The following is a 17,675-nucleotide window of genomic DNA, read 5'->3' as shown; positions in this document are numbered from 1 at the left end:
AATATTTAAAGCACATAAACAAAGATAAATAGGCAGAGCCAAACTACGTCGACAAAGTGCCAGTACCAACTGCCCGCTTGGAAGGCAAAATGCTTATCCGCACTAAAGTGGCCTTTTAACACTCTGAAAAACAAGACTAATAGAAAGATAGTGCCCAAGGTGACATGCATGCCGTGGAAACCCGTCAGCAGGAAAAAGGTGTTGCCATACACGCCCGAGGTGAGCGTTAGCCCCATCTCATGGTAGGCATGGCTATATTCCTCCGCTTGCAAAGCAAGGAAGCTAATTCCCAACAAAATCGTGAGCCCAAGCCAGAGGGTGATGGCCGAACGCTTACCTTTTTCTAAGCTGACATGGGCAAAATGCAGCGTGACTGAGGAGGTTAGCAGCACTATGGTGTTGACTAGCGGTAGTCCATTCCATGGCATGGCTTCGGTTTTGGTGCCATCTGGCGTGGTGACGAGTGGCCAAACGGCTTCGAACTGTGGCCACAGGACTTCGTGGGTCATGGCATTGTTGGAGGCACCGCCTAGCCAAGGCACAGCGACCATACGGGCGTAAAATAAGGCGCCGAAGAAGGCGGCAAAGAACATCACCTCGGAGAAGATAAACCAGCTCATGCCTTGGCGAAACGATCTATCCATCTGATGGGAATAGAGGCCCGTCATGGATTCTTTGATCACGGTTCTAAACCAACCAACCAGCATAAACAGGATGACGGCTATGCCTGCCAGTAGAATATAGCCGCCACCCGAAGCGCTAGATTTGAGTTGATGTACAAAATGTCCCGCCCCAAAGGCAATTAAAAACAAGCCGATAGCACCAACAATCGGCCAAGCACTCTGGGCGGGGACGTAGTAAGTCTCATGTTTAGTGGTCATTTTGCAGCTCCTTGCTCTATGGCAGACGCTAACTGCTTGTCGGTAATGTCGTAGAGGGTGTAAGAGAGGGTTAAGGTGTGGATAGACTCGGGTAATTGAGGATCCACGAAGAAGATCAACGGCAGCTCGGCGCGACTCGCGGCGGCTAAGTGTTGTTGGTTAAAACAAAAACATTCGGTTTTATTGAAATAAGCCGCACCTTGTCCGGGCGAAATAGAAGGAATCGCCTGGCCAACGATCGCTCTGTTAGAGACATTTTGCGCCAGGAATGCCGTGTGAATGAGTTCTCCCGGATGCACTTCGAGCCGTTTCGTTTGTGGCTCAAATTTCCACGGCATGCCGGTCTGCACCTGCGAGATAAACTCCACCGTTACCACGCGGTTCTTGTCCACAGTGATCGCTTGATAACTGCTGGCAGTATTGGAGGTTTTGCCATTAATCCCCAGTTTTTCGCACAACACATCGTAGAGCGGCACTAAGGCGAACCCAAAGCCAAACATCCCAAGGCAGCCCAGCACCAGCAGGCTGATGAGCTTACGGTTGGACTTGATGTTGGGCTGATGGGGTTGGCCTTGCATGTTATTTCACCTCGGGTGGCGTGGTGAAAGAGTGGTAGGGGGCAGGGCTGGGTAGGGTCCACTCTAAGCCTTCGCTGCCTTCCCAAGGTTTGGCGGGCGCCTTTTCACCGCCCCGAATGCACTTAATCACCAGCACGAGGAAAATCAGCTGAGAAAGACCAAAGGCAAAACCCCCAATCGACACGATTTGGTTTACATCGGCAAATTGAATCGAGTAATCGGGAATACGCCTTGGCATACCCGCAAGACCTAAGAAATGCATCGGGAAAAACAACACATTGACCGAAATCACCGAGCACCAAAAATGCCACTGGCCGAGCTTTTCGCTGTACATATGGCCGGTCCATTTTGGCAGCCAGTAATAGGCCGCCGCCATGATGGAGAAAATCGCACCAGTAACCAACACGTAATGGAAGTGAGCCACCACAAAGTAAGTATCGTGGTATTGGAAGTCGGCTGGCGTGATGGCGAGCATCAGGCCAGAGAAGCCGCCAATAGTGAACAGGATAATAAAGGCCACCGCGAACAACATTGGGGTTTCAAAACTCAATGAGCCGCGCCACATGGTCGCTACCCAGTTAAACACTTTTACCCCAGTCGGCACGGCAATCAGCATAGTGCAGTACATAAAAAACAACTCAGCAAACACAGGCATGCCGGTGGTGAACATATGGTGCGCCCACACGAGGAAGGACAGAATCGCAATACTCGCCGTGGCATACACCATGGATGAATAGCCGAATAATGGTTTACGGCTGAAAGCTGGAACAATGGCGGAGATAATGCCGAAGGAAGGCAGAATCATGATGTAGACTTCGGGGTGACCGAAGAACCAGAAGATATGCTGGAACATCACAGGATCACCACCACCTGCCGCCTCGAAGAAGCTAGTACCGAAAAACTTATCGGTTAACACCATAGTGACGGCGCCAGCGAGCACAGGCATAACGGCGATCAGCAAGAAGGCGGTAATCAGCCAAGTCCAGACAAACAGCGGTAACTTCATCCAGGTCATGCCGGGAGCGCGCAGGTTGACTATGGTGACGATCACGTTGATGGCACCCATGATCGAACTTATCCCCATGATATGAATAGAGAATACAAATAATGCTGTGCTGTCAGGGCTATAAGTGGTCGAGAGTGGTGCGTAGAAGGTCCAACCGAAGTTAGGGCCGCCGCCTTCCATAAACAGTGAGCTCAGTAAAATAGTAAAGGCGAAGGGCAGGATCCAGAAACTCCAGTTGTTCATCCGTGGAAGCGCCATATCTGGCGCACCAATCATCATCGGGATCAGCCAGTTAGCCAGCCCTGTAAAGGCCGGCATCACGGCGCCGAATACCATGATTAATCCATGAACTGTGGTCATCTGGTTGAAGAAGTTAGGCTCAACGAGTTGTAATCCTGGCTGAAAGAGTTCGGCGCGGATCACCATAGCCATCGCACCACCGGTTAAAAACATTATGAAACTAAACCACAGGTACAGGGTGCCAATGTCCTTGTGGTTGGTGGTGAGTAACCAGCGCATGATGCCTTTAGGTGCACCGTGATGGTGTTCATCATGGGCGGCAATTTGATCTTGAGTCAGTGTGCTCATCTTAATCCCCTACTGTCCATGGCGAGCAATATCAGCGGGTTGCACTGTATCGCCAGTATTATTGCCCCACGCATTGCGCTCATAGGTAATGATGGCGGCAAGCTGTTGTGGCGTTAGTTGTGTGCCAAATGCCTGCATCGCCGTGCCCGGTTTACCGTGCATCACAATGTCGATGTGATTGGCGACCGGACCCGTTGCAATAGCGCTGCCAGCAAGGGCGGGGAAGGCGGGAGGCATACCTGCACCCGTTAGCTGGTGGCAGGCGGCGCAAATCGTGGCATAGGTCTTTTCCCCTTCGGCCATCAGTTCATCATGGCTAAGCGTGGGAAGACTCGCGGGGTCGACACTGGCGACGGGTTCTGTCGCTGGCTTTGGCGCATCGGTGGTTGCTGGAGGCGGAGTCGTTGCTACTGGTTCGCTATTGGTGCCTCCGGATTTATGGGCATCAACGTCTTTGGCTTGCACCGCATCCCCCGTGTTATTGCCCCACGCATTACGCTCATAGGTAATCACGGCGGCAATCTCTTGGGTCGTTAATTGTTTGCCAAAGGCTTGCATGGCCGTACCCGCTTTACCATTGAGCACTATTTCAAGATGGCCGCTCAGTGGTCCGGTCGCAATCGGGCTGCCTTTGAGGTGCGGGAATACTCCTTGTAGACCTTCACCGTTGGGTTGGTGACAGGCCGCGCAGTGACCAAGGTAAACTTGCTCACCCTGAGCCATCAGCTCTTCTTTTGTCAGTGTTTGCGATAACGCGGCTTGTGCGGCTTGCGCTGCGGCATTGGCGGCTTGTTTTTGTTCTACAACCCAAGCATCGAACTCGGCTTCGGGTAATGCCTGCACCACTATCGGCATAAAACCATGGTCTTTACCGCAAAGCTCGGCACATTGGCCACGGTAAATGCCGGGTTTGTCGATACGGGTCCATGCCTCGTTAATAAAACCTGGGTTAGCGTCTTTTTTAACCGCAAAGGCGGGCATCCACCATGAGTGAATGACATCCTCTGAGGTCATTAAGAAGCGGATTTTACGATTGATGGGTAATACTAGGGGTTTATCGACCTCGAGTAAGTAGTGCTCTCCCTTGGCTTCACTTCCTTCGATTTGAGGTCTTGGTGTTGCGAGAATGCTGTAAAAATCAATATCTTGATCGAAGTAGCTATAATGCCATTTCCATTGAGAACCTGTGACTTTTACCGTGAGATCGGCATTACTGGGATCTTCCATGGCAATCAGAGTTTTCGTGGCGGGAATCGCCATTAAGATCAGAATGACAAAAGGAATAATCGTCCACGCGATTTCGACTTTTGTGCTCTCATGGAAGTGAGACGCGACCGCGCCCTTGGATTTTCTGTGGTTGATCATGGCATAAATCATCACGCCAAAAACCACTAGGCCTATCGCGCAGCAGATATACAGAATCGTCATGTGTAAGTGATAAACCTTGCCACTGATTTCTGTTACGCCGGGGGTCATGTTGAACCGCATGTCCGCTGCGGCCAACGGTGGGGCGAATAGCACCACGAGTAAACAATACAACCATTGCTTCACAAGACTTCTCCTCTGCTAATTGCGAATAGCAACTACAAAGAAGAGCAACACAGTAAGTCTCAACTCTATGCAAACTCTTCAGTTCCCAAAAAAGCTTCTCTGACTTCAACGTGCGTTGGCGGCTTACTTTTGATTAAGTATTGTTACTGCTGGTATTAGCCACACTGGCACATACTGCTGAATAAACCCATTATTCTCGATTTTTGTGGGCAAGAGATATTCGATAAATCGTCGATATTTTTTGCCTAAATGGGCGATATATTATGCTCGCCTGAATCAAACATACTTGCTGTTTAAAAATTGATCAAGATCACTTCTTTTTCTAATTGTCTGAAAAATTGCCAAAAAAAAAGCCCCACATTCACAGGTGAGGCGGCTTTCAAGGCTAAATACGCAGTGCAAAAATTTTAATGAACAGAGCTAAAAAAACTACCTTGGGCAAAGTGAGCAGGTTGCTTGAGTGTCGCGTCCGTAGGTGAGTGATTTACGACACCTTCTAGCACGATTCCCATGGCGCGGGCGCTCTTGGCCACAATTTGCAAACGACGATTGTCGCGGGCATCGAGTGAGTGGATCCAAGTAATTACTGCGCTGGAAGTGCCGCTAGTTAAGGCTTTTTCCATGGCCCACAGGGTTTCCACTTCATCTTTCGCATGGACTAAGAGTATGCGATCCATACGCACGCCGGCGCTGGCCAGTAACTGCTTGTAGCCAATACTGGGTGGGTTGATGAGCACGACCCAGCGGCCTTGTTGGCTCAATTGTGCCAATTGTTTGCTAAGTTGCATTAGCTCTTGGCGCCCTTGGCTCTCGGTGGGCATAGTGATGATAGGCGTATGCTGCCAGTCTGTATCGGTTTCGCGTACCGCATCGAGCCATAAACCGGGGTGACGCGGGGCATTACCTAGTAGTTTGTTCATAGCCAATCTCCATTGCGGATCACCCCTACGGCGAGCCCTTCAATTGTTAGACTTTGGAAACTTAAATCGACTTTAATCGGGGAGTAATCTTCATTTTCAGCATGTAGATAAACGAGATTCCCTTTCTTTTCAAAGCGTTTAACTGTTACATCATCGTCAACGCGAGCAACAACTACTTGGCCATTGCGCGCTTGCTGTACCTTATGAACGGCGAGCAGATCCCCTTCGAGGATACCGATGTTCTTCATACTGTCGCCTCTGACGCGCAGCAAGAAATCGGCGGCTGGGTGGAACATGCTGGGGTCGACTTGATAATACTGTTCGACATGCTCTTGGGCGAGGATAGGTTCGCCCGCAGCCACTTGACCAATCAGTGGTAAGCCAGATTCGCTGTTATCTTCTTCCTCAACTGGGAGGCGGATCCCGCGGGAAGTGCCAGGCATGATCTCGATGCAGCCTTTTTTCGCCAATGCCTTAAGGTGTTCCTCGGCGGCATTTGCACTTTTAAAACCCAAACGGGTGGCGATTTCGGCCCGGGTGGGTGGCATGCCAGTCTCGGCAATATTACGTTTAATCAGCTCTAAAATTTCGGCTTGGCGTGGCGTCAACGGTCTCATGTTCTTTCCTGTTTTTCTATACAGTTACTGTTAGTATATACAGTATTATTCGTAGTGCAAGTATTAACCACTTTTTAACGCGATTGGAGAGTATTAGCGAATATTCCCTAGAATCTGGTATTCTATGGGGCTAATGAACGTACTTACATTGCATAAGAATAATGCCTAAACAAGACTCTCTTTGGTTGAAATCATTACGCTGGATCCAAAAACACTTAGTGCACACTATTGTTGTGCCGCAGGATCCCTTTGCCGATCTGAATCTGGACGCTTCCAGACCGCTTGCTTATGTAATGAAAACAGAATCCCTGAGTGATATTGCTGCGTTAAGCGAGATCACCACTAAGCTGGGTTTGCCAAGCCCCTATGAGCCGCTCGTGGTAAATGGCGTTGTCGCGCCCCGCGTCGTTTGCCTCGAAGGCCGTAAGCCTTTGTTTGGCGAGCGTGCCAGTAATGAGCCATTCCTCGAATGTTTTATGCGCCTGTTGGCCGTCCATAAGGAAAAGCCAGAGTTAGATATTCAGCTGGTGCCTGTGAGTCTGTATTGGGGCCGTACTCCGGGTAAAGAAGACGACACCATGAAGGCGGCTGTTCTTGAGCGCGAGAATCCAACTTGGTTACGTAAGTGCTTGATGATCTTATTTTTGGGTCGTCATAACTTTGTGCAGTTTTCTAATGCGGTATCGCTGCGTTACATGGCCGACGAACACGGCACCGATATGGGGATTGCCCATAAACTGGCGCGGGTGGCTAGGGTTCATTTCCGCCGTCAACGCAAAGTGATGACAGGGCCTGTGTTGCCGAATCGTCAGGCAATGTTCCACTCCCTGCTGAAATCCGAATCCTTACGCAAGGCTATTCAGGAAGAAGCGGCGAGTAAGAAGATTTCCGAAACCCAAGCCCGTGAAACAGCAATTGAATATCTTGATGAAATTGCAGCGAATTATTCCGACAGCCTAGTGCGTATTGCTGAGCGTTTCTTAACTTGGTTATGGAACAAGCTCTACAGCGGTATCAATATCAAAGGTGCCGAGCAAATCCGTCAGCTGCACCATGATGGTCACGAGATTGTTTATGTACCTTGCCATCGCAGCCATATGGATTACCTGCTGTTATCCTACATTCTGTATTACCAAGGCATGGTGCCACCGCATATTGCGGCGGGGATTAACCTAAACTTCTGGCCTGCGGGACCGCTGTTCCGCCGTGGTGGCGCTTTCTTTATTCGCCGTAGTTTTAACGGCAATAAACTTTATACTGCCGTGTTCCGTGAATACCTCGATCAGCTGTTTGCTAAGGGATATTCGGTTGAGTATTTCTCTGAGGGTGGCCGTTCTCGCACCGGTCGTCTATTGGCGCCGAAAACTGGCATGATCGCCATGACGATCAACAGTGTGCTGCGTGGTATCGAACGCCCTGTCACCTTAGTGCCTGTGTATTTAGGCTACGATCACGTGATGGAAGTGGCGACTTATCATAAAGAGTTGAGCGGTAAGAAAAAACAGAAAGAATCTGTATGGCAAGTTTTTGGTGCTATTCGTAAATTAGGTAATTTTGGCCAAGGTTATGTCAACTTTGGTGAGCCGATTACACTGCAAAACTTCTTGAATGAAACCGCGCCTAACTGGCGCGCTGAAGTGGCCGACGATCCCGAACAAAAACCGACTTGGTTAACCCCTGCGGTGAACGTGTTAGCGAATCGTGTGATGACCCGTATTAACGATGCTGCCGCCGCCAGTTCTATCACCTTGACGAGCTTAGTGCTATTGGCGTCGGAGCAAAATGCCCTAGAGCGTTGTTTGCTCGAGCGTCAGTTAGATTTGTACCTGACGCTGCTTAAGCGTGTGCCTTACACTTCGTTTACGTCGGTGGCCGAAGGTGATGGCAAGCACTTAGTGCAACAAGGTTTAGAGCTGAATAAGTTCTCCATCAATGCCGATCCTCTGGGTGAGATAGTATCTATTGACGCGAATCAAGCGATTTCAATGACTTACTATCGTAACAATATCATCCACTTATTTATTATTCCGTCGTTGATTGCTAGCTGCTTAACCAACAATAAGCAGATTTCAAGAGCCTATATCCTAGGGATTGTGAGTGACTTCTATCCGCTACTGAAGGCGGAGTTATTCATGGGTATCAAGGACCTCCCAAGTTATGTGAATCAAGTGCTGGATCTGTTTATTGAGCAGGGTCTAGTGCAGGAAAGCGATACGCTGTCGGTGGTGACCGAGCACACCAGCCAAATGTTGTTGCTGGCCGGAAGCGTTAGCGAAACCTTGCAACGCTATGCGATTATCTTCAATTTGCTGGCTCACAGACCTAAGATGGAGCGTTCGGAGCTGGAGTCTGAAAGCCATCTGCTTGCCCAACGTTTAGGGGCGCTGCATGGAGTTACCGCGCCAGAATTCTACGACAAGAAACTCTATAACACCTTGAGTGTTAAGCTTAAAGAGTTGGGTTATTTCTCCGAGAAGGAAGATAAATCCGACGTTGAACGCATTCGCGATCAAGCCAATAGCTTACTCAGAGCCTCAGTGAGACAAACCATAGTTGCGAGCGTGACCGCGGAGCATATCGTTTAATGGCTAACCATATGAATGCGGCGAAGAATAAGCCAGTGGGCAAGTCCTTGCTCGGTGGTGCCATGATTATTGCCGGCACCACAGTCGGGGCGGGGATGTTTTCTTTACCCGTTGTGGGCGCTGGCATGTGGTTTGGCTACTCGGTACTGATGTTACTCGGTATTTGGTTCTGCATGTTGATGTCGGGATTGTTACTGCTCGAAACCAACTTGCATTTCGAGCCGGGAGCAAGTTTCGATACCCTGACCAAGGAAACCCTAGGGCAGTTTTGGCGGATCGTGAATGGGGTATCGATTGCCTTCGTGCTTTACATCTTAACCTACGCCTACATCAGTGGCGGCGGCTCGATTGTTAACCATAGCCTACAGGGTATGGGGATTGAGTTACCCCAGAGTGTTGCTGGATTAGTATTTGCGGTTGTGCTGGCTTGTATCGTGTTGATCAGCACCAAGGCGGTGGACCGTATTACGACCATAATGCTCGGCGGTATGATTATTACTTTCTTCCTCGCGATTGGTAATTTACTGATCGAGATTGATGTGACTAAGCTGCTCGAACCGGATGGCAATCAAAGCTTTGTGCCTTATCTGTGGGCTGCTTTGCCCTTTGGCTTAGCAAGTTTTGGCTACCATGGCAACGTGCCGAGTCTGGTGAAGTACTATGGCAAAGATTCATCGACCATCATCAAAGCGATTTTCGTCGGCACTTTCATCGCGCTGATCATTTATGCCTGCTGGTTAGTCGCCACTATGGGCAACATTCCCCGCAGCCAATTTAGTGAGATTATTGCCCAGGGTGGCAATATGGGGGTGTTAGTAGGCGCCTTGTCGAAAGTGATGGAAAGTAGCTGGTTAAACAGCATGTTAACTCTATTTGCTAACTTAGCTGTGGCGTCTTCTTTCCTTGGCGTGACCTTAGGCTTATTCGATTATTTGGCCGATTTATTCGGGTTCGACGATACACGCTCGGGGCGGATGAAAACGGCAGTTGTCACCTTTGTGCCACCCACCATTTTAGGTTTGTTGTTCCCCGATGGCTTTTTGGTTGCCATTGGTTTCGCAGCCTTAGCGGCAACTGTTTGGGCCGTCATAGTGCCCGCTTTGATGGCCTATAAATCGAGACAGCAGTTCCCTAACCATCAAGGTTTTAGAGTCTTTGGTGGCACGCCCTTAATTATCCTTGTGGTGTTATACGGCGTGGTGACAGGGGCTTGCCATCTACTCGCGATGGCGAATTTATTGCCGCAGTTCTCCTAAGTATTTCGCCTACGAATCAAGCCCTCAAATTGAGGGCTTTTTCTTTATATTCATCTTTTTATCGCCAAAACTGGACAGTTGCTCAAACTCCAGCTTAACTCGAACACATTATCTGTTTGATTGGAGTCTGCAATGAGGATTACTCAGTACGCACAGGGACAGGCTTGTTGGGTCGAACTGGCGAGCCATGACTGGCAGGGCGCACAGGCGTTTTACCACGCACTGTTTGGTTGGAATGCGGTGGAAATGGCGATTCCTAATGGTCATTTCTCGTTGTTCAATCTGGAGGGGGACGATTTAGGGGCCATGTATCAAATCCCTGAGTCGGAACCACAGATCCCTAGCCATTGGCGGATCTATTTTGCGGTTAAGGATATCGAAGCGACGGTTGCCGCCATCCTGGCTGCGGGTGGGCAATTACACATGGGACCGCATGTGGTGGGGGATGCGGGCGTGATGGCGCAGGTGAGCGACCCCGAAGGCGCACGTTTTGCCCTGTGGCAAGCGAAAAATCACTCAGGCTCGCGTCGCCAAGGCGAAGAAAATACCCTGTGTTGGGTGGAGCTGGCCTGTCTCGAGCCTAGCGCCGAAGCCAGTTTTTACACTCAAGTGTTTCCTTGGACCGCACTCCCAAGTCATGTGCCCGGCATCAATTACACCGAGTGGCAAATCGACGGCCAGTCTATGGGGGGCATGATGAAAATGATGCCAGAATGGGGCGAGATCCCCGCCCATTGGATGCCTTATTTTGTGGTGGCGGATTGTGATGCCTTTGCCGCTAAGGCGCAGGGGCTGGGTGCGCAGCTATGCGTGCCGCCAAGCGATATCCCCGATGTGGGACGTTTTTCGGTGATTGCCGACGCGCAAGGGGCAACCTTCGCGGTCATCAAGTTGAATGCGCTATCTTAAGCTGGCGAGGTGATATTTCGGCATAAGCGATGATAAAACCTAGGTTTATTGAGTCATACCTAGGTTTTATAAGGTCTTATGTCGATGCGCTTATTTCTTTATCCGCTACTTGCTACACCTTAAACTCACTCACTAAACCATCCAACTGTTGACCTATCCCCAGCAAGCCATTGGCAGAGCTGGCTGCCTGTTTAACTCCCGTCAGAGTGCGGTTGGCGCTGTCATTCACGCTGTTGATCGACATATTAATTTCTTCCACCACGGTCGACTGCTGCTCGGCAGCGTGGGCCATTTGCGAGACCGAGTGGGTGATCGACATGACCATTTCGGTGATAGTCGAGAGAGCCGATTCCACCTGGGTTACTTGCTCGACCGTGCTGTTGGTCGCTTCTCGGCTTTGTCCCATCATGGTCGCCGCTGAGCCCGATCTATCCTGCAGTGTTTGGATGATTTGCTGGATTTGCTTGGTCGATTCTTGCGTTCGGCTGGCAAGTGAACGTACTTCATCGGCCACCACGGCAAAGCCACGTCCTTGCTCGCCCGCCCGCGCCGCTTCGATGGCTGCGTTGAGCGCCAACAGATTGGTTTGCTCGGCAATGGCGCGAATCACATCCAACACGGCACCAATCTTATCGCTGTCGTTACGTAACTGTTCTATGGTGGTAGCCGAGGCTTCGACTTTGCTTGCCAGTTCCCTCATCGAATGGGTGGCGCGGGTGACTGTCTCGCGGCCGAGGAGGGCTTGTGCTTTGGCATCCTCCGAGAGCTTATTGGCAGTATCTGCACTGGCGGCGACTTCGACAGCACTGGCGGCCATTTCGGTGATGGCTGAGGCGACGAGTTGGGTTTCATTCTGCTGCGAACTCATGTCTTGGGTCGCGCTGTGAGTCACACTGTTTAACTGGGTTGATGCGCTAACCATTTGAACCGTCGTGTCTTTGACTTCGGCCACTAACTGCTGGATCCGTAGCACAAAGCGGTTAAAGTTTTTGGCAAGTTGGGTCAATTCGTCATGGCCGTTAACGGGCAAGCGCTGGGTGAGATCGGCCTCGCCATCGGCGATTTCATTCAGTAGCGCCACTACTTCACGTATGGTGCGCAGCAGGCTTTGGGTCACTATCACGGTAATAAAGGCGGAAAGCAGAATCGCGATCAGCAGGATAATGTTGATAAAGATGATTTTTTGGCTGACTTCCTTGGCGGCGATATCGCCCGCTTCGGAGAGAGACTTCATGGTATTGTCTTGCAGATCTGAGGTTATCTGCGCCATTTCGATGCCGATATTATCGAGCTGCACTATGGCTTGATTGCGGTTGTTAATCGCCTCAAAAACCCCGTTGGCCGCTTGTTCATATTCACTAAGTAGTCCGGCGGCTTGCTTGACTTGTGATTGATAGCTCAAGTTATCGAGCGCGGCGGCAAGCTCATCCATAGTGGTATGAGTGTTAACGATTTCATCCCGAAAACGTTGTGCCTGATCGGCTTGGTTATCGAGGAGAAACTTGCTGACATAGAGGCGAGCCAAGAGCAGTTCACGCAGATTTTTACCGGCGAAGAAGGCGCCCTGAACATCGCCATCGGTAAAAGAAGACTGCATGATCTGGGAGATAATTTTCTCGATTTCTGGCCCTTTAACGTCGAGTATGCCGGTGACTAGCTTGGCTCTTTGCTGCTGATTAGTCACGACTTGGCGATTAAAAATATCCACATACTCTTTTTCATGGGCAATGATCTGCTCAAGCATTTGAGTTCGCTCAGGATTATCTATATGGGCTTTGGCCTTTGCCAATATGTCGCGGGTTTTGCTGTCTTGGGCGCTAAATTCGGCTGCCGTCTCGCTGGAGCCGGTTTTGACATAGGTTTTTACCGTGAGGCGCAGGCGATAAATTTCCTGTAGCAGGCTACTGGTGAGATCGCTTTCTGGGGCAAGATCTTCGGTAACGGCGCGCATCCGATTATCAATGTCGGTCAGGGCAAAGTAGCTTAATACCCCTAAAGTTATAAGCATGGCAACGAGAAAGACAGGAACGATTGCAAGCTTTTTAGTGAGCGTTAACTGATTGATAGAAAACATAGTTACCTCAGAGTGAACTTGTCTTCCATGGCTTGGATTAAAGCGCTAGCTCCTGTACTAGGCACGGCTTGTTTGAGTATAGGAGACATATCCTGAGGTAAAGGGACAGCTTAAATGAAGTTTCGTTAATATTGGGCGAGGGCGTTTGGGGGGGATAACCGTTTTTAGCCTCTTGGTTTATAAGCGGTTGCCAGTGGCGATATACCTCGCCACTGGCCGTACGCGGTTAGTTTGGGTTGTCGATTAACAGTGTGGCCGGGCAATTGGTTTTTTTCGCCTTCGGCGCCTTCGCGAGCAGACTCGGCAAAGAGTCGGAATTGTTGATGACTTGAGGCAGGTTAATGCGGATTTCACTCAAGAGTCCTTTGGCACAGTCTAGGGTTACTTTAGTGTGCGCACCTTGGCCAAAGCTGGCATCAAAGCTCTGATTTAGCTCCTGTTGAGTCACTTTTTTACCGATTCTTTCATGGATGAATTGTTGCACCCATGCAGAGGCATTCACTTCCTGCGTCAGCTGAGTCGCCAGTAAGAAGTAGTCATTAGGGTCTTGGTTGCGACAGGTGCCATGTTTCCACCATTCATGGCGCTCTAAACAGCTGCCGTAGCGGGCGCTTGGCATCACTTCCTCGAGATTTTTTTGGACGGAGGCATTGAGCGTCACCTCGGGATAATCACAAAAATCACTCGGTTGTTGTTTCACGCTGCTGCAAAAGCCGTAACGGGTGCCACATTGCTGGCGATTCGGCCAGAGGCCATGCAGGCTAAAGTGTTGCCACTGAGGCGCATCACTGTTCTGGCTTAAGGCACGGCACTCGGGTTTACGGCTACCATAGAGTTCGCAAAAGGTGCTCTGCCAACTCAGGGCGAGCACATTGGAGTCGTAGTTATCTTCGATTTGACACACATTGCCTTGGCGCTTCTCTGGCGTGCCACGTTCTTGCGGGTTTTCACTCTTAACCGCTGCACTCTCGCTAGTGAGGCTTGTTTGCGCGGGCTCGACATTCGCTGTGGGCTGAGCGGTCGCTATGGATTCGGCGGGCGCTGTAGCCGCGGCATTGTATTGTCCGCAATCACCTTTTATCCAACGCAGTGGCGAGCTGTTGGCATTAGTTCGCACCCGAAGCCAATCGGGGTTGGCACTGTTACCTAAAATTTCGGCAACGGGATAACGCTCGCCAATATTGCTCTGCCAATCATCGGGATTGGTTTGTTTATTTTTAGACTGAAACAGTTCGCAGCGCTTATTGGCGACAAACTCTCCCGAGGCAGGGGCCGCCTGAAGGGCGATGGGGGTAAAACCTATCAACAACAGCCCCAGCCAGCCAAAGCTATGGCGATAAATACCTGCGCGGTTGTGGATGGGAAGAGAAAATAAAGCTGTCATTCGCTGGCGTCCTTTCTGCTATGGCGGTGGCACAAACACATAGTGTTGCAAGCTGCTATTGTGCAGGGAAATTACCGAATACGCGAATAGGATATGGACTGAAAAGCTACTTCGAATTCAAAAAAACATAACCCCTAGCGTTAATCTCGCTAGGGGTTATGGTGAGTTAAGGCAAAGAGTTATTCTGCTTTATTGATTTGGCGAGCGTAGATCAACAGATACAGTGCAGGCAGAACAAACAGCGACAATATCGGTGCTGTCACCATACCGCCGACCATAGGGGCGGCGATTTTTTGCATTACATCGTTACCCGAACCCGCACCCCACATGATGGGCAAAAGGCCGAAGAAGATGGTTGCTACTGTCATCGCCTTTGGACGAATACGCATTACCGCACCTTCAATCAAGGCTTCTTTTAAGTCCTCGACTGTGTGGTAGGTGTTCTTCTCCTGCCGATGTTTAATGGCGTTATTGAGGTACACCAACATCACCACCCCGAATTCGGCGGCGACCCCCGCAAGGGCGATCATCCCCACGGCGACGGCGACCGAGATGTTGTAGTCGAGTAGATACAACAGCCAAGTGCTACCCACGAGGGCGAAGGGAAGGCTGAGCATAATAATGCTGGCCTGCATGGTCGAGCCAAAGGTCATCATCAGCAGGATAAAGATCACCCCGAGTGCCATGGGGATCACTTGCTTGAGTTTAGCGTCGACCCGCTGCATGTACTCGTACTGACCCGCAAAGCTGTAGCTGTAACGGGCTGGGACCACGAGTTCCTCATCCAAGGCAGTTTTGGCGGCCGCGATATATTCACCAATTGAAGTGCCTTCGATATCGATAAACACCCACGAAATTAACCGGCCGTTTTCGCTTTTAAGCATTGGCGCGCCATCGGTAATTTCGATGTCGGCCAAGTTACGCAGTGGCAAATAATGGCCTGATTTAGTGATCACCGGCAGTTCGCGCAGTTTCTCGATATTGTCACGCAGTTCGCGTGGGTAACGCAGGTTGATGGGGTAGCGCTCTGAGCCCTGTACCGACTCACCAATATCCATACCGCCAATCGCGTAACGTACTACATCTTGGATATCCTGTAGTGTCATGCCATAGCGGGCGGCTACATCGAGTTTGGGGCTGATATCAATATAGCGACCGCCACCACTGCGTTCGGCGTAGGCCGATTTGGTGTGCGGCACTTTACTTAAGATAGCCTCAATCTTAGCGCCTAGGGTTTGTAGCTCATTGACATCGGCGCCAGTGATCTTAATCCCCACGGGGGTTTTAATCCCCGTCGACAGCATATCGATACGAGTTTTAATTGGTTGCACCCAAGCGTTGGTTAGGCCGGGCACTTTCACCGTTTGCTGCAGCTGATTAATGATGCCGTCTAAGGTCATGCCCTCACGCCATTCGTCATGGGGTTTGAGCATAATCGTGGTTTCAAGCATGGTCAGCGGCGCGGGATCGGTTGCGGTTTCGGCGCGGCCGACCTTGCCGAATACGCGGGCCACTTCAGGGACGGTTTTAATCAAACGGTCGGTCTGTTGCAGCACTTCGGCGGCTTTACTGGCGCTGATCCCAGGCAGTGCCGTTGGCATATAGAGTAAATCCCCCTCTTCGAGGGCGGGCATAAACTCACTACCCATGCGCGTCATAGGATACCAAGCGCTCGCCAATGCCACTAAGGCAAGCACTATGGTGACTTTAGGGAACTTAAGCACCAGTTTTAATGCCGGTTGATACAGGGCAATCAGCACGCGACTGATAGGGTTACTGCGCTCGCTTGGGATTTTTCCACGGATAAAGTAACCCATGAGAATCGGCACTAAGGTAATAGATAAAAATGCGGCCGCCGCCATAGCAAAGGTTTTGGTGTAGGCGAGCGGTGCGAATAAGCGTCCTTCCTGTGCCTCTAGCGCGAAGACGGGCACAAAGCTTAAGGTGATGATAATCAGCGAGAAAAATAGCGCTGGGCCGACTTCAATCGAAGCCTCGGTCACAATACGCCAATGCTCTTTTACCGAAGGCTCACGGTCGTGCTCGGCTTTAAAATGCTCCAAATGTTTGTGCAGGTTTTCGATCATAACGATGGCACCGTCAACGACCGCACCGATAGCAATGGCGATACCGCCAAGGCTCATGATGTTGGCATTCACGCCCATTTTGTTCATCACAATAAAGGCGATGAGAATCGACAGTGGCAAGGTGATAACGGCCACTAAGGTTGAGCGCGCATGCAGCAAAAACAGCAGACACACTAAGCCCACGACCAGCATTTCTTCGACCACTTTGCTGAATAGGTTGTCGACGGACTTTTGGATCAGTTGCGAACGGTCATAGGTTGGAATGATTTCCACGCCGTCAGGCAGACCGGTTTTTAACTCTTCAAGTTTGGCTTTGACCGCATCGATAGTTGCGAGGGCGTTTTCACCGTAACGCATGACCACAATACCGCCCACGACTTCGCCTTCGCCATCTAGCTCGGCAATACCACGGCGAGAAGCTGGGCCTTTACGGACGGTCGCAACATCCTTCAGCAACAAGCCTGTGCCGGATGGGCTAGTGATCCCTAAAGGAATTTCACGGAAATCCTCTAAGGTTTGGCGATAACCCTTAGCGCGCACCATGTATTCGGCTTCGGCCATTTCGACCACAGAACCACCTGCCTCGCTGTTGGCTTTATCGATCGCTTGCTTAACGGCGGCGATGTCGAGCTTATAAATCGCCATTTTGTCCGGCTCAAGCACGATCTGATAGGTTTGTTCCATGCCGCCGACGGTCGCAACTTCAGAGACGCCGGCAACACTTTGTAGCTCGAGTTTGAGATACCAATCTTGCAAGCTTTTCAGTTGCGACAGGTCTAAGTTGCCGGAGCGATCGACCAGTGCGTACTCAAATACCCAACCCACGCCTGAAGCATCGGGGCCGAGAGAGGGTTGTACCCCTTGAGGTAAGCGACTGCTGATCTGGCTTAAATACTCCAACACCCGCGAACGCGCCCAATAGATGTCGGTGCCATCTTCGAAGATCACATACACATAAGAGTCACCAAACATCGAGAAACCCCGCACGGTTTTTGCACCGGGCACGGCTAACATGGCGGTTGAGAGTGGGTAAGTCACTTGTTCTTCAACCAATTTTGGCGCTTGCCCCGGATAAGGAGTCTTAATGATCACCTGCACGTCGGATAAGTCCGGTAGGGCATCGAGTGGCGTTTTACGCAGCTCCTGTATCCCCCAGACAGTGATCATCATGGCGATAATCAACACCATGAGCCTTTGTCTGATCGAGGACTCAATAATATATTTCAACATAATCCGCTC

At 50.5% G+C, this 17,675-nt stretch carries 12 protein-coding genes; 3 read left to right on the top strand and 9 right to left on the bottom strand.

What is annotated here, in order from left to right:
* Nucleotides 1-5: 5 nt before the first annotated feature.
* The 6 genes from CF168_RS20155 to lexA all read right to left on the bottom strand — a co-directional run bounded on the left by CF168_RS20155 (nt 6) and on the right by lexA (nt 6,141).
* Complete coding sequence (locus CF168_RS20155) at nt 6-881, bottom strand: cytochrome c oxidase subunit 3 (protein ID WP_089068792.1); 876 nt, start codon at nt 879-881, stop codon at nt 6-8.
* Nucleotides 878-1,459 (bottom strand): cytochrome c oxidase assembly protein, encoded by a 582-nt coding sequence (locus CF168_RS20150; RefSeq protein ID WP_011624514.1) that lies wholly within the window; start codon nt 1,457-1,459, stop codon nt 878-880. The genes CF168_RS20155 and CF168_RS20150 overlap by 4 nt, the downstream gene beginning before the upstream one ends.
* Nucleotide 1,460: 1 nt before the next feature.
* A complete protein-coding gene (gene ctaD, locus CF168_RS20145; RefSeq protein WP_011624513.1) occupies nt 1,461-3,053 on the bottom strand; it encodes a cytochrome c oxidase subunit I in 1,593 nt (530 codons plus the stop codon).
* A 9-nt stretch (nt 3,054-3,062) separates the two neighbouring features.
* On the bottom strand, nt 3,063-4,604 hold the full coding sequence (gene coxB, locus CF168_RS20140; protein ID WP_089068791.1) for a cytochrome c oxidase subunit II: 1,542 nt from the start codon (nt 4,602-4,604) through the stop codon (nt 3,063-3,065).
* Nucleotides 4,605-5,011: 407 nt separating this feature from the next.
* Nucleotides 5,012-5,524 carry a cell division inhibitor SulA gene (locus CF168_RS20135; RefSeq protein ID WP_089068790.1) on the bottom strand — a complete coding sequence of 171 codons (513 nt, stop codon included), beginning with the start codon at nt 5,522-5,524 and terminating at the stop codon, nt 5,012-5,014.
* Nucleotides 5,521-6,141, bottom strand: a complete 621-nt coding sequence (lexA, locus tag CF168_RS20130; RefSeq protein ID WP_011624510.1) for a transcriptional repressor LexA — start codon at nt 6,139-6,141, stop codon at nt 5,521-5,523. The genes CF168_RS20135 and lexA overlap by 4 nt, the downstream gene beginning before the upstream one ends.
* A 161-nt stretch (nt 6,142-6,302) precedes the next feature.
* Between lexA and plsB the strand changes: the two genes are divergently transcribed.
* From plsB to CF168_RS20115, 3 genes are all read left to right on the top strand, one after another.
* Nucleotides 6,303-8,726 (top strand): glycerol-3-phosphate 1-O-acyltransferase PlsB, encoded by a 2,424-nt coding sequence (gene plsB, locus CF168_RS20125; protein WP_089068789.1) that lies wholly within the window; start codon nt 6,303-6,305, stop codon nt 8,724-8,726.
* The gene (gene mtr / locus CF168_RS20120; protein ID WP_089068788.1) at nt 8,726-9,982 is read left to right on the top strand and encodes a tryptophan permease; all 1,257 of its coding nucleotides are present in this window, start codon (nt 8,726-8,728) and stop codon (nt 9,980-9,982) included. The genes plsB and mtr overlap by 1 nt, the downstream gene beginning before the upstream one ends.
* A 132-nt stretch (nt 9,983-10,114) precedes the next feature.
* The gene (locus CF168_RS20115; RefSeq protein ID WP_089068787.1) at nt 10,115-10,891 is read left to right on the top strand and encodes a VOC family protein; all 777 of its coding nucleotides are present in this window, start codon (nt 10,115-10,117) and stop codon (nt 10,889-10,891) included.
* A 112-nt stretch (nt 10,892-11,003) separates the two neighbouring features.
* Here CF168_RS20115 and CF168_RS20110 read toward each other — a convergent pair whose 3' ends face one another.
* The 3 genes from CF168_RS20110 to CF168_RS20100 form a co-directional block, all read right to left on the bottom strand.
* Nucleotides 11,004-12,965 carry a methyl-accepting chemotaxis protein gene (locus tag CF168_RS20110; protein WP_089068786.1) on the bottom strand — a complete coding sequence of 654 codons (1,962 nt, stop codon included), beginning with the start codon at nt 12,963-12,965 and terminating at the stop codon, nt 11,004-11,006.
* Nucleotides 12,966-13,191: 226 nt separating this feature from the next.
* Complete coding sequence (locus tag CF168_RS20105; protein WP_089068785.1) at nt 13,192-14,349, bottom strand: ribonuclease T2; 1,158 nt, start codon at nt 14,347-14,349, stop codon at nt 13,192-13,194.
* A 179-nt stretch (nt 14,350-14,528) separates the two neighbouring features.
* Nucleotides 14,529-17,666: an efflux RND transporter permease subunit gene (locus CF168_RS20100; RefSeq protein ID WP_089068784.1), complete on the bottom strand. Its 3,138-nt coding sequence runs from the start codon at nt 17,664-17,666 to the stop codon at nt 14,529-14,531.
* Nucleotides 17,667-17,675: the final 9 nt, after the last annotated feature.

Source organism: Shewanella bicestrii, assembly GCF_002216875.1.
GTDB lineage: Bacteria > Pseudomonadota > Gammaproteobacteria > Enterobacterales > Shewanellaceae > Shewanella > Shewanella seohaensis.
The sequence above is the reverse complement of the archived record's forward strand: the minus strand, read 5'-3'. Positions and strand labels throughout refer to the sequence as shown.